This is a genomic window from Dysgonomonas sp. ZJ279 (assembly GCF_011039205.1).
Taxonomy (GTDB): domain Bacteria; phylum Bacteroidota; class Bacteroidia; order Bacteroidales; family Dysgonomonadaceae; genus Dysgonomonas.
In genome coordinates this window covers 520,873-534,676 of record NZ_JAAKEL010000001.1, presented here as the reverse complement: position 1 = coordinate 534,676, position 13,804 = coordinate 520,873, and the positions used below count along the sequence as shown (strand labels likewise).

8 protein-coding genes are annotated in these 13,804 nt (G+C 37.4%); all 8 read right to left on the bottom strand.

Going from position 1 to position 13,804, the window contains the following annotated elements; translation table 11 throughout:
• Positions 1 to 152: 152 nt before the first annotated feature.
• The 8 genes from gldN to G7Y57_RS02370 all read right to left on the bottom strand — a co-directional run bounded on the left by gldN (position 153) and on the right by G7Y57_RS02370 (position 13,697).
• Complete coding sequence (gene gldN, locus G7Y57_RS02405) at positions 153 to 1,016, bottom strand: gliding motility protein GldN (RefSeq protein ID WP_165020571.1); 864 nt, start codon at positions 1,014 to 1,016, stop codon at positions 153 to 155.
• 29 nt (positions 1,017 to 1,045) lie between these two features.
• The gene (gene gldM / locus G7Y57_RS02400) at positions 1,046 to 2,599 is read right to left on the bottom strand and encodes a gliding motility protein GldM (RefSeq protein ID WP_165020570.1); all 1,554 of its coding nucleotides are present in this window, start codon (positions 2,597 to 2,599) and stop codon (positions 1,046 to 1,048) included.
• A 72-nt stretch (positions 2,600 to 2,671) separates the two neighbouring features.
• Positions 2,672 to 3,376 (bottom strand): gliding motility protein GldL, encoded by a 705-nt coding sequence (gene gldL / locus G7Y57_RS02395; protein ID WP_165020569.1) that lies wholly within the window; start codon positions 3,374 to 3,376, stop codon positions 2,672 to 2,674.
• Positions 3,377 to 3,415: 39 nt separating this feature from the next.
• Entirely contained in the window at positions 3,416 to 5,575 is a 2,160-nt protein-coding gene (locus tag G7Y57_RS02390) for an SUMF1/EgtB/PvdO family nonheme iron enzyme (protein ID WP_165020568.1), read from the bottom strand.
• A 173-nt stretch (positions 5,576 to 5,748) separates the two neighbouring features.
• Complete coding sequence (gene nifJ / locus G7Y57_RS02385) at positions 5,749 to 9,318, bottom strand: pyruvate:ferredoxin (flavodoxin) oxidoreductase (protein ID WP_165020567.1); 3,570 nt, start codon at positions 9,316 to 9,318, stop codon at positions 5,749 to 5,751.
• Between the two features lie 99 nt (positions 9,319 to 9,417).
• A complete protein-coding gene (locus G7Y57_RS02380; RefSeq protein WP_255491311.1) occupies positions 9,418 to 10,608 on the bottom strand; it encodes an AAA family ATPase in 1,191 nt (396 codons plus the stop codon).
• A gap of 229 nt (positions 10,609 to 10,837) precedes the next feature.
• Positions 10,838 to 11,659 (bottom strand): transporter substrate-binding domain-containing protein, encoded by an 822-nt coding sequence (locus G7Y57_RS02375; protein ID WP_255491310.1) that lies wholly within the window; start codon positions 11,657 to 11,659, stop codon positions 10,838 to 10,840.
• Positions 11,660 to 11,669: 10 nt separating this feature from the next.
• On the bottom strand, positions 11,670 to 13,697 hold the full coding sequence (locus G7Y57_RS02370; protein WP_165020566.1) for a putative porin: 2,028 nt from the start codon (positions 13,695 to 13,697) through the stop codon (positions 11,670 to 11,672).
• Between the last annotated feature and the right edge of the window lie 107 nt (positions 13,698 to 13,804).

Sequence of the window (13,804 nt, the reverse complement as noted above, 5' to 3'; positions counted from 1 at the left end):
TTGCGCAAACAGATAAAAAATTCTTACTAACCTACAAAGATAGGTACATTTATATGATAGCACAATAATATTAAAGCACAAATACAGTATTTTACAACATAAAAAAGGTCTTATGACAGTAATCATAAGACCTTTTTGTATTATCTAATAACTTATTTAATCTTGCTAAATCTCGTTTGAATAGCGGCTAGTTCTTTTTCCAAACGGTCTTGCTCTTGCGATAACAATTCAGGTGTAGTGAAATACTTAACAAGAGTTCTATCTCCTATTTGATAAATTTCACCTTTATAATATCTCTTTCTTAAAATATCGAACATCGAAAGTTTATTACTAAGTTTAGTAATATCTGAAATAGATGTTGAATTTTCTGCACGTAGCAAGTACGGTGTTATTTCATCAAATGAAACCCAAAACAAAGGGCTTCTGAGCACGTTAGAACTATTGCTACCATAACTTCCCTCACGGTGTAATACCGGACAAATTGCAGCTATGCGCACATCGCCTTTCCCTGTTTTAGAATCAAAAAACCACTTTTCTTTTACATAATAGCCCAATATCTCATCAGAAGGAATATCATAGCTATTGACAGACAAGGTATTATCTGCATTAACAGCATAAGGTATAGAATATACATCTAAAAAACCTCTAAAACCAACTGTTTCAAGATCATCGTTAACTCCTGAATTTTGAAGATTAAATCTATAAGCTTCAATAGCATTATCTTTTATCAAATTGAATAACAACGAAAACAGATTAGCCTGATTTGCATCCGATACCATAGGATAAAAGAATGCTGCATTGGCATCATCATTTATTGATATAACCCGATAAACATCTCTCATCCAAACTGTAGTCTCATAATCATTTAATGAACTGTTAACAACTACTCTTTCTCTGGCTGTAACTTCTTTTATTACATCTTCTGCCGATTCGGTGGACTGTGCCTGTAAGTTTTGTGTAAGGAGTGGACTTATCATAAAAAATCCACTAATCATCATTGATATTATAAATCTCATAAGATCTATTATTTTATATTAATTTATTACTAATTTATACGCACTTCCATTGGTGCAATCTCACGCTCTATACCATCGGGACCTTTTACTTTAACTCCGGAAATAAAGAAATATTTACCTCTGGCCATTCTTCTGATCTGATCTAATTGACGTGCAGAAAAATTTGCTCCATCCGATACTTCTGGCATTGCATTACCCATAGCATCAACAAAAATAGTGCGAAATGCAATAACTGTAAATGGAATATTTAAGATTCCATCATCTATTGCAGCTTTCACCCCATTTGTATTCAATATTATCGAACGAGCCAAAGCACCACGTTTAAACATCTTAGAATTTCCATTTTCATCTTTATACTCGATAAAAGGAGTGGGATCTGGCAACAACCTAACTCGAAACTCTTTACGAGCGACCGTCTGTTGTACACCATTCATGTTCGAAAAAACGGTTACTACAAAGTTTTGTCCGGCTCTTGCAGGCCTTGCAACCCAATTATTGCCACTCTTAGTCAAGGTACCACCTTCTGCTCGGGCTGTCACATCTCTGTCCACAACACCCGGAACCGATATACTCAAAGGATTATCTATTCCGGCATAAACGACATCCATCAATAGTGGTGCAATAGTTGCCATCGGTTCCATTACCGTATATTCTTGAGTAAATGGTCTTCTCATAGACACACCATCTCTAGAAGTCATCTCGATATATCCACTAAACGAATGTAGCCCCGTAGCACCAGCAGGTATTTGGTATATACCATTATTCTCTGAAGGTAATTCTTTGCCATCAATCACAATACGAGGGCGTTGAGTTGTATCAACCGCTGCCAATACAATATTTGCTTTGTATGATGTACCCCTCATTACTACATTGGACTGAGGAACAACAAATGCTTCCACATTATTAACGCGGAAATCGCTAAAGTCAATATTTTTCAAAAGACTATTCAGAGCTTCTCCTTCTGCTTGTTTTATGTTTGATTGCAAACTAGATAGGTATGTCAGTACCGCAATACTCGGCATGCTCTCGAAAGATGCCTGTACCCATGTTCTGTTATCATCCGCCGACTTGGGTCTTGGTTCGGTAGACAAGGAATTTGCGATAATCTTCTGTTTGTTCTCATCTGTAATACGAGAAAGAATATCATTTCGATACTGATCTATCGCATCTTTAAGTTTATTTCCTTGTTTTCCAACAATCATTACTTCCGGCGAAGCATCCAAGTTCTCTTTGTATTTAAGATTATCAGCATCTGCTTCTGGTCCATCGCTCTTTTTTGCAATTTCCAATTTCAGATATTGAATATAGTTAAACAGAGAATCTGATTTCTGATTTACTTCTTGTGCTCGTTCAAACCAAACTTTTGTTTTCTCAGGATTCATTTTATATGAAGCCTCTATTTCAGCATATATTTGGTTGTTACGGGTCGTTGTATTATCAACATTTTCAAGTAGGCTATCATTGACCAAATCGAAACCATCAAGAATCTCTTCAGGGAAACTTAATGCTAACATGGCAATAAATACCAAGTACATAAGATTTATCATCCTCTGCCTCGGTGATTGTCTTTTATCTGAAGCCATTAGTTATCTTTTTTGTTTAATAAAATGTCCTTAACCATCTCTCTTTTCTTTATTACAGTATATCACTCCCAATCAACCAGGTGTGTTATTAGCCGTCATAGCTTGTAATAATCGAGCATACACTTTATTTAAAGCTTCAATTTGCTTCGTCATTTTCTCAGTCTCATCCTTGAATAATGCACTATCCGTAATAGCACCATCATATAAACCTTTAATACGTTCGAGACTTTCATTTATATATTTAATTGTTGCAATCTGATCATTGATAGACTGAAATTGCGACTCATATACGTTATTTAAACCTAAAACATTTTGATTCAGCGATTTTATGTTATCTGCAAATCCCTGACTGTTAGCAGATATTCCCTGAGAACTATCTGTTACTTGTTTATATGAAGCCAAAAGAGACAACGAAACCTCATTCAAAGAGTCCATAACTTTTGCAAAACCATCCATGTTTTTTGTAGCTAAAGACATTTTATCAATATACTCAGGAGACAAGTAAGCATTATCAGCTGAATTTACAGCGACATTCGATGCCTGTTGCTTAACTGATGTATCATCATCGGACGATGGATTATCAAATGCAGAGATGAAAAACACTAAGGCCTCGGTAAGCATACCGATCATAAGGATTTCATTCGCATAATTAAAATGTAATATTTTAAATAAAGCACCAATAATGACAACAGAAGCTCCAATACTATAGAAAATATTAAAGAAACGTCTTCCTGCATTACTAGATAGGAAAGCTTCTAAATTATTCTTTTTTCTCATTTTAGTATATTTTTATTTGTTGAGATTTAAATGTAAATCTTATTTTAAGATCATTTGTCCTTTTTTGTTAAGCCCCCAAGATCTCACACATCTAAATCCGATATATGAACGACCTTTATTTTGATATTCAACCGATCTGATATCTGCACGTACGAAAGAGTCTGTATCTTTCCAAGAACCACCTTTAACAATCTTACGTTTAAGAATATCAGGATCTGAATTTACAGCTCTATAGCTATAATCAGGATTTATTTCATCCGACATTAAGTCTACCGACTCCGAATATGTTGTAGTAGTCCATTCCGAAACATTACCTGACATATCATACAAACCAAAGCGATTAGGTAGAAATGAAGCAACTGGTGTCATCAGGTCCTTCAAATCATTAGAACCTCTGTTGTTCGAATATGCTAGGCCATCACGTGTATGTGTATCGTCTGAGAACCACGGGTATTTAAGTTCCGAACGGCCATTCCTTGCTGCAAATTCCCATTCAGCTTCTGTTGGTAGTCGATATGTTTCAAAACCAGCGGTTTTCGGATTTGCTGCATTAAAAATATCTGTACGCCATTTACAAAATGCATCAGCTTGTTCCCAAGAAACTCCTGCTACAGGAAAATCGTCGAAGGCCGGCACAATGAAATAGTTTTTCATATATTGCTCATTCTTTGCATTGGCAAAGTCTGTCATCCAAGAATACACATCAGGATATATATTTACGATATATGTATTGGTAAAATCGATAGGATCGCCATGAGATGTCCGACTCAACGTTTCACGAATAATATCTCCGCGAGAATTAACGTAAGCAGTATCTTTTGATATTGCAATTGATTCCGCATTATTTTTCCTCAACTCAATTTGTGCAGCATAATAGCTTTTTGTATCAAACCAATCATAAGTATAGTTCAAAGCATCTTCATTCAAACCAGCCAGACCTAACGCAGTCGGATGTCCTTTTACAACACTTGTAATAGCCATAGCTTCTCTATCGGTTGGATTACTCCATGGAATTTTCTTCTGCCAGTTCAATCGTTGACCTACAGCCTCGCTTCCAATTCCGTTTGGTCTTGTCAATACTTTATATGTTGGATCGCCACCATAAGCGGGATCAGCCAGACGTTCTCTAATTATTGAGTCGCGAACCCAATAAACAAACTCACGATATTGTCTATTAGTAACCTCTGTTTCATCCATCCAGAATGGACTAACAGAAACAGTTTTACGAGGAACAGAATCTCCCCATATCAAATCGACACCAGACCCTAATTCGATATTTCCACCCGGAACCAAAACCATATTGTCTTTTGCTCGGGCAATATTATACGGCATATTCAAGCGAGTTTCAAGAGCTGGATCTATATATCGGGATGAACCCCAGCTATAAGATATACCTCCATTTAAACTAAGGATACCATCGCTAGGTAACTTATGCAAATCGGCAACTTGCCCGTCAAATGAATCAGGAACAAGAACACCTCTCATTTCAACAAATGCACTGAAATTTTTATAGAAGCGATATGACGCATTCAAACCCACAGTCGTAGCAAAGAAAGTATTAGCTTCCATTCCACGATTATTTGAGAATTTCTGAGCTATACCGAGTCCCAGAAAAGGAACAACTCTAACTCTGCGATTAGGTCTATAACCTTCAAATAAATTGAAAAGGTCTATTGTCAGATCTCCATAGAGAGCAACATACTGCATACTTTGCTGATAGAAATAATAATCCCTATGTAAAGAAGTATATCCATACGCATCATTTGCTCCCTGCAATAATGCATAATCGCGTCCCTCAATCCAACCCATATGAGCCCATTGAGGATCGATAGTTATTCTACTTGGATTATAATTATCCCCACCTGTCCATTTGGTATAAAATCCGGAATCACCGTCATTATACCCATGTAGCGATCCACCTGTAACAGCTAAGCGCAAACCAAACAAATTGTTCAGGCGTCGACTAAGCGTTATTGTCGGAGAAAAAGTCAAGCGCTTTTTGGTAGCAACCTTGTTATCATCCTCTCCAATATACATCTGTGCACCGGCCCCAATAGATAGGGTCCACAACGGATCTTTTATCAGATACTCATTCTTAGAAGGAGAACTCAGTGTTTCCTTCTTTTCATTTTGCGCATGCACAAAGATTGGCATGCTAATTAATAGTAGTAGTGAAGCTAGTAAAGTTTTCTTATTCATATGTCTTACAGCAGTTATATAACAACTTTTAAACGAATGCGGCAAAGGTAATATATTTTTCTCAATATTTTGCGCACTTCCTAGTAAATTAAGATTTTAGAGGGGAATTTCACAAAAAAAACAGGGAGGAAATCCGACAGATATCCCCCCTGTATATTAAGTATTTAGTCTAATCAGTTTTGCAACTCCGACTTTTCATCAAATTTATCATAAACCTCAGCCGCTAAGCGTTGGTAGCTCTTATAACGCCACATTGCGTTATTTTGAGCAGCGATATAAAGCTCTGAAGCCTCTGAAGGATTCGATTTTTGAAGTGAAGTATAACGAACTTCGCTACCCAAGAAGTCTTGGAATTTAGTCCAGTCCGGCTCTTTACTATCCATTGTAAACGGATTTTTACCTTCTTCTTCCAACATAGGATTGTAACGCCACAAGTGCCAGTATCCACAAGCAACAGCCGATTTCTCTTCATCCTGAGCGTGTCCCATACCTTTTCTCAATCCGTGGCTGATACATGGTGAATATGCAATAACCAAAGATGGTCCTTTATACTCCTCAGCTTCTTTGATCGCTTTCAAGCATTGGCCTTGGTTGGCACCCATCGATACTTGAGCAACGTATACATAACCATAAGTTGTAGCAATCATACCTAAATCCTTCTTACGGATTTTCTTACCTGCAGCAGCAAATTTTGCAACAGCAGCTACCGGTGTCGATTTAGAAGACTGCCCTCCTGTATTAGAATAAACCTCTGTATCAAGCACCAGAATATTTACATCTTCACCAGAAGCAATCACGTGATCCAAACCGCCAAAACCTATATCATAAGCCCAGCCGTCTCCTCCGAATATCCAGATAGAACGTTTAACAATATATTGTTTCAATGAAAGAATCTCTTTGCAGAACTCACATTTCGGAGCTGCAGCTTCGATCATTGGCAACATTTGCTTATATAATTCTTTCGTCTTTTCTGCTTCTTGCTTGTTAGCAATCCAGTCTAAGAACAACGGCTTCAATTCTGCGGGACAATCTGCACAATCTTGTGCTTGTGTCATCAGTTTTTGAAGTCGGTCGCGCATAGTTATATTTGCCAATGCATAACCTAAACCAAACTCTGCATTATCCTCGAACAATGAGTTTGCCCAAGCCGGACCTTTTCCTTCTTCATTCTTACGATATGGAGTAGAAGGTGCCGATCCACCATAAATAGATGTACATCCTGTAGCATTTGCAATCAACATACGGTCACCGTACAATTGAGTAACAAGTTTGATATATGGAGTTTCTCCACAACCCGAACATGCTCCTGAGAACTCGAACAGTGGTGTTGCGAACTGAGAATTTTTCACATTCAATTTAGTATCTACAAGATGAGCCTTGCTTGTTACATTTTTGATCATGAAATCCCAATTATCTTGCTCTGGGAATTGACCACCGATCTCAACCATCTTAAGGGCTGAATTTCCTTTTTTACCGGGACATATATCTGCACAGTTACCACAACCAAGACAGTCAAGAACATCAACCTGAATACGGAATCCCATACCATCGAATTGCTTTCCTTGTGCTTTCAGAAGTGTAACATCTTGCGGAGTTTTAGCTTGTTCTGCTGCATCCAATACAAACGGACGGATTGTAGCATGAGGACAAACATAGGCACATTGGTTACATTGAATACAGTTTTCGGCTTCCCATACAGGAACGAACGCAGCTACACCACGTTTTTCGTATTCGGTTGTACCATGATCCCATGTACCATCTTCGCGACCGTTAAATACCGACACAGGAAGATCGTATCCACGTTGAGCATTAACAGGACGTACTACGTCTTTGATAAATGCAGGAACATCATCCTCCACTACAGGTTCAACATTCAGGTTAGCCCATTCAGCAGGTACTTCAACTTTTTCGATTTCGATACCACGATCTACAGCTGCATTATTTTTATTAATAATATCCTCTCCTTTACGTCCGTATGATTTCACAATGAATTTCTTCATTTGCTCCACAGCCAGATCGAAAGGAATTACATTCGAGATTTTAAAGAATGCCGATTGAAGAATTGTATTTGTACGTCCACCTAAACCGATTTCAGTAGCAATCTTAGTAGCATTGATAATATAGAAGTTAATCTCATTTTTTGCTAAATATTTCTTCACTTTGTCCGGCAAATTGTTTCCTACATCCTCTTTACTCCAAACAGAGTTCAACAAGAATGTACCACCTTTTTTCAGACCTTTAGTCACATCGTAAAGGTGAAGGTATGCAGGTACGTGACATGCCACGAAGTTAGGTGTATTTACCAAATAAGTAGAACGGATAGGATTGTTCCCGAAGCGCAAATGCGATGCAGTAAAACCGCCCGATTTCTTAGAGTCATAAGCAAAATATGCCTGACAGTATTTATCGGTATTATCACCAATAATTTTAACTGTATTTTTATTAGCTCCTACTGTACCATCCGATCCTAATCCGTAGAATTTAGCCTCATAGTTCGAGTCATCTACCGAAACTTCATCTTTAAGAGGAAGCGATTTGAATGTTACATCATCAACGATACCGATTGTAAAATCATTTTTAGGAAGTTTCATCGCAAGATTCTCATACACAGACATAATCTGAGAAGGAGTTGTATCTTTAGACGAAAGACCATAGATACCACCAACAATAGTCGGAGCATCTTCTTTTCCATAAAAACAATCTTTCACATCAAGGTAAAGCGGTTGTCCGGGAGCTCCCGGCTCTTTAGTACGGTCTAACACAGCAATACGTTTCGCTGTTTTAGGTATTGCGTTCATGAATGCCTCTGCTTTGAACGGACGATATAAGTGAACTGAAACCAATCCCACTTTTTCGCCTTGTGCATTCAAGAAATCTATTGTTTCGCGAATAGCTTCTGTTACCGATCCCATAGCAATAATTACACGGTCAGCATCTTCTGCTCCGTAATAATCAAATAAGCCATATTTACGACCTGTGATTTTAGCTATTTCTGTCAGATATTTTTCTACGATATCAGGAACTGCATCATAAAATTTATTTGAAGCCTCACGAGACTGGAAGTAAATATCATCATTTTGTGCAGTACCACGTGTTACCGGATTTTCTGGATTCAATGCTCTGTCACGGAATGCTTTAATACCTTCCTGATCGATAAGTGGAATTAAATCTTCCTGACTCATCAATTCTACTTTTTGGATTTCGTGAGAAGTACGGAAACCATCAAATATATTCATGAAAGGAATACGCGACTCTAAAGTAGCCAAGTGAGGAACAGCCGAAAGGTCCATAACCTCTTGTACCGATCCTGAGAAGAACATAGCAAAACCTGTTTGACGGGCAGCCATCACATCTTGGTGGTCACCAAAGATAGATAACGCCTGTGCAGCCAATGCACGTGCCGATACATGAAATACGCATGGAAGAAGTTCTCCGGCGATCTTATACATGTTAGGTATCATCAGCAAAAGACCTTGAGAAGCTGTATATGTAGTAGTCAGAGCCCCTGCTTGCAATGATCCGTGAAGCGCACCGGCAGCACCAGCCTCCGATTGCATTTCTTGTACCTTAAGTATTTCACCGAATATATTTTTACGTCCGGCAGCAGCCCATTCATCAACATATTCTGCCATTGTTGATGATGGTGTGATTGGATAAATCGAAGCAACTTCGCTGAACATATACGAGATATGTGCCGCTGCCTGATTACCATCACATGTTAGGAATTTCTTTTGTTTAGCCATACTTTTTTTTGTAATAGATTGATTATTTTTTTAGCTTATTTATTTTGATAGTTATGTATCGATAGAGTATATAAATCTTTATCGATAGAATGTTATATTTCAATATAAAAAACCGAACAGCCAAAGAGGAATTACATTATTGTCGCCTATAGCTAGTCTGTCAACCGCATATATAAGATCCGACTTCTTTTTCCCCCGACCTTTTTGTCCTTCTATTTTAAATTTATATTTATTATTGTTTTTTTCAACGATGAACATACCTGTTTTCGACCCTTTCTTCAATTTGCAATCGCTATGATGTATTTGATTGTAAAAAAATGTCTCTTGCAACGACTGATCTTCTATCGGCGAAAGCCTTAATGGAAACATCAGGTTTGTATTGTGCATATATACCAGATCCGGTTTTTTGGGGAACTCCTCCCCTTCGCTATAAAGCATGTTTATCAATCTGGCACTTCTCAGGTATTCCAAATAATTAGTCACAGTAGCTCTCGATATTTCGCAGTCGATACTCAACTGGCTTATATTGGGCTTACCCGGTGAGGATAAAGACAACAAATACAATAATTTTCTCAATTTAGGCAAATATGAAAGCTCTATTTGTCGTATACATAAGACATCGACCTCCAGCATCATATTTACGGTTTTCAGCAAATTTTCGGAAAAGTTTCTTTTCTCAAGAAAAAACGGATAGTAACCGTGATGCAGATAATCCCAGAAAAGTTCTAAAGGGTCTATCTCTTTGCATATACTCTCTGCTATAGCTTTATGATTAGTTATAATTTCATTAAGAGAATAGGATAAGAAATTTTTGCCCAGCAAAATATTTAAAAACTCCCTGTAGGAAAAGCCGCGAAGATTATAGCTATTCACAATGGAAGAAAGCTCAACATCTTCATCCAACTTCATAACAGTAGAACCCGCAAATACTATCTTCAATTGAGGAAACTGCTCATAACACTCTTTTAATTCTGCCGACCAATTTGGATATTTATATATCTGATCTAACAGCAAAGTTCGTCCCCCATTCTCTACAAACTCTTTTGCAAAGCTAGTGATCGTTCTTATAGTGAAATAAAAGTGATTTAAATTGATATACAAACAGTCTTTTTTTTCGATATCAAAAAACTCTTTCGCATACTGAATGAGGAATGTGGTCTTTCCAACACCTCTTGTCCCTTTTATACCAATCAAACGATGAGACCAATCTATTTGCTCCATCAATTGTCTGGGTATTACTCCGTCAAGGTGCTCTACTAAATATTTATGCGTTCTGAAGAAAGATTCCACTGATACTCTTTTAAACCCAACGAAGGTAATTTTTTTTTATCTCATTGCAAAGTCTAGATAGCAATTTTAATCATTTTTTATCAAAAATGTTGTTTATGGCAAGATTAAGGAAAGTGTAACAACATCGCGAACAAAGATAATAAACTCTCTTGAAACAGGTTTATAAGAGTGTTATTTAATTTGATTTTATATTACGGCATACACCTTAGGGCATATTATATCTGAATATTTATTCATAGTATTTTTTATATATGAGATCGTACTCAGGTGTATCTTTTACACGTCCGATCCATGCATTCAACGAATCGAGTAGGGCAGGTGAATTCTTTCTTACTATCCACGCTTCGAAATGAGTAAAACCTATAAGAGTTGAATAGTCTATTTCGGGGAGAGACTTCGAAAGTTTCTTCGCAACCTTCTCGTCACACACAGCGTAATCGATTTCGCCCGCTGCAACTTTCAATACCAGTTGTTCCGCACCATACAGTTTATCCTCTACATAGTATATCGTATCACCTATTTCGCTCGACAGATTGCGTACCCGTAGTATAGCCGGAGAGTTATATGGCACATAGAGTGTCTTTTTTGCCAAATCGAGATGACTTCTGATCGGTTCAATATCATTATTAAACTCTTTCTTTCTCTGAATAAGAACCTGTTTATTTTGAGTTATCACATCTGTGAAACTTAAAGAATCTTTCAAATCTGATGTTACAGGTATATTGCGAGCCACAACATCATATTTACCTTTCCTTAGATCTTCTATACTTTTAGAAAGACTTGTTTCGAGCGAAAGCTCTATTTTAAGTGGTGTGTATGTCTGTAACAATTGAATAAGATCGTGATTGAATCCGGCAATAGTATCACCTGAAACGAAATAACCTACAGAATTGTAATCTGTAACAATGCGCAATATTCCCTCATCTGATATTTGAGGATAATCTTTTTCGGCATAATCAGCCTTATTCGTTTTCGAAAACAAGTATATAGCAAATATCACAAGTAAGATTGCAATACCGATGCCCAATATAGACTTTTTACTCATTTTCATAAAGATTGCTTTAATTATTAAAGTTCCACGAAACACCCATCTTTAGCACACGAGGCGCAACAGCATAGCGATACAATGAGAAATAATTGGAATTACCCATACCTTGAGCCACATTGTACATCATAAGAAAGAAACGGGTATTTTTGAGATGCAAATTCACATACGCTGTAGAAATAGGGAAATTTCCTATTTCTTGATTTCGTTGATTAAAAAACTGCATAGTCAAAGGCTCATATCCGGGAGCATAATACTTAGTATGGAAACGCGCATCCGCTCCTAATTGCAAAGTTAATACTTTGGATATTCGGGTTTTCAAATAAACATTCGAATAAATACTAAGCGATGGAAGTGGAATTGCCTCATCATCAGTTGTTGTCTGATATACAACCTGATTATCCCAATGGAAAATACCTTTTTCCAATTGTTGATCTATACGCAGTGCCACAACCTGTACACTACCTGTTCTCTGAGCCGGAAGGCCATTTGGTCCGTAGTATATATAGCCTGTAATGTTTTCGACCCCACCACTTATTTTCGTTTTGGTAAATGGTACTTCGATTTCACCCCCTATAAATACTCGTTTAGTATCGTTGAATTGAGTATCCCAATTCCATAATTTGGAAGAGAAGCGATTCTCGAAAAAACTCGGAGTTATATTTTTAATGTAAGCTGTTGCTTTTGCCGACATATCGCGACCCTTAAAGTTAAGCATAGTAGTCAATTCACCTTCCAACTTGAAGTCACTGTTCAACAGGTCTTTTTCCCCCACAGCTCTATATCTAAGATATTTGCCTTTTTCTTTGGATAGAACACCTCCAATAAAAACAGCATCTTCACTATATCGGTCATGTAATCCGGGAAGAGAACCTGGCACAGAGAATCTCCGCATATCGTATTCAATAAAGGCTGTCAGTCCAAATTTCATCCAACTGCGGAAACCTTCATTCATTGCCAAAGCAAGTGTATTTTTTAGCGAAAAGTACGACATATAGTCATCCATAGGTCCTGTATATTTAGGCCCATCAGCAACATCGCCGTTTATGTTCTTGAAATTCAAATAAAGATCGTCCATATCCGTATTATTGGCATGGAGGAGGCGGCGCTGATCGTTATAATGAGTTGTAAGTATTACACTTGCAGGTGCTATATAATCTTTTTTCTTTCGCCATCTGTTTACACTGTCATTAACAGCATATTCTTCCATATCGTCGCCTATATTGTAACGGTTGGTCAGGTAAACGTGCCGTCCGCGGAGTCTATTCCAAAGCCCACCACCTTGTATCCTTACGGGAATATCTAAAGAACTGCCTCTGAACGTAGTCGATTTAATACTTTCTGCATTAGGGTTTGTTATATACATTGTATCACGTATACCTCCATTTTCAGAATTGTTGTAATTATTATTTGCAATGAACGCATGCATTTGATATTTGTCGCCAATATAGCTGGCGTTGAAATCGTAGCTGATCTGTCTATTATACAAATTGTTATAAAAACCTCTGGCATATAAGTAATCGAAATTGAAGCCAACGTTGAGCTTTTTACCAAAGTTCGAAGATAGTTCTGTTCTTAGGCGTTCTTCTTTACTTTCTCCTCCACCACCACTTTGATAATAAATATTAGAATAAGGTATTTTTGTATTCAAAAATAACTGATCTTCCGGTCCTTTCCTCCAATAATCAAAGCCATTAAGAAATGTGAAACGAGAAGTTTCGGGCCTGTTGAAAAATATTTTCGACTGAGCAGGCGAACCAATATTACCCAGATAACCTACTGCGACATCTTTACCGTCAACCAATGAGCTTTGATGAAAATCAACGGCAGCAGAATCTCTCACTGTCATTTCGCGCTCGCCCAAACGAGGCGTTATTTTCCAAACGTATGCCGACGCAATGCGGAGTGCTGTCGAATCAACCTTATGTTTCAAAGAATCTTGCTTTGCGGGACTATCCAATGCCATCTCTAATTTCTTTTCCTGAGCATTCGCTCCGAAAGAGATAAAGAGAAATAAAAGGATAATAGATACATATTTTTTCATTGGTGCAAACTTACACAAAAAAGAGAAATGCTAAATCAATGTTTTTATTAAAAACAAAGAGGAATAGTATTTATTGCATTCTATCCCTCTTTTTAAGACTTTTATTT

Bases quoted from the DNA above. Each gene is read 5' to 3' on its own strand.
- gldN (WP_165020571.1), bottom strand. From the start codon at position 1,016: ATGAGATTTATAATATCAATGATGATTAGTGGATTTTTTATGATAAGT.
- gldM (WP_165020570.1), bottom strand. From the start codon at position 2,599: ATGGCTTCAGATAAAAGACAATCACCGAGGCAGAGGATGATAAATCTT.
- gldL (WP_165020569.1), bottom strand. From the start codon at position 3,376: ATGAGAAAAAAGAATAATTTAGAAGCTTTCCTATCTAGTAATGCAGGA.
- G7Y57_RS02390 (WP_165020568.1), bottom strand. From the start codon at position 5,575: ATGAATAAGAAAACTTTACTAGCTTCACTACTACTATTAATTAGCATG.
- nifJ (WP_165020567.1), bottom strand. From the start codon at position 9,318: ATGGCTAAACAAAAGAAATTCCTAACATGTGATGGTAATCAGGCAGCG.
- G7Y57_RS02375 (WP_255491310.1), bottom strand. From the start codon at position 11,659: ATGAAAATGAGTAAAAAGTCTATATTGGGCATCGGTATTGCAATCTTA.
- G7Y57_RS02370 (WP_165020566.1), bottom strand. From the start codon at position 13,697: ATGAAAAAATATGTATCTATTATCCTTTTATTTCTCTTTATCTCTTTC.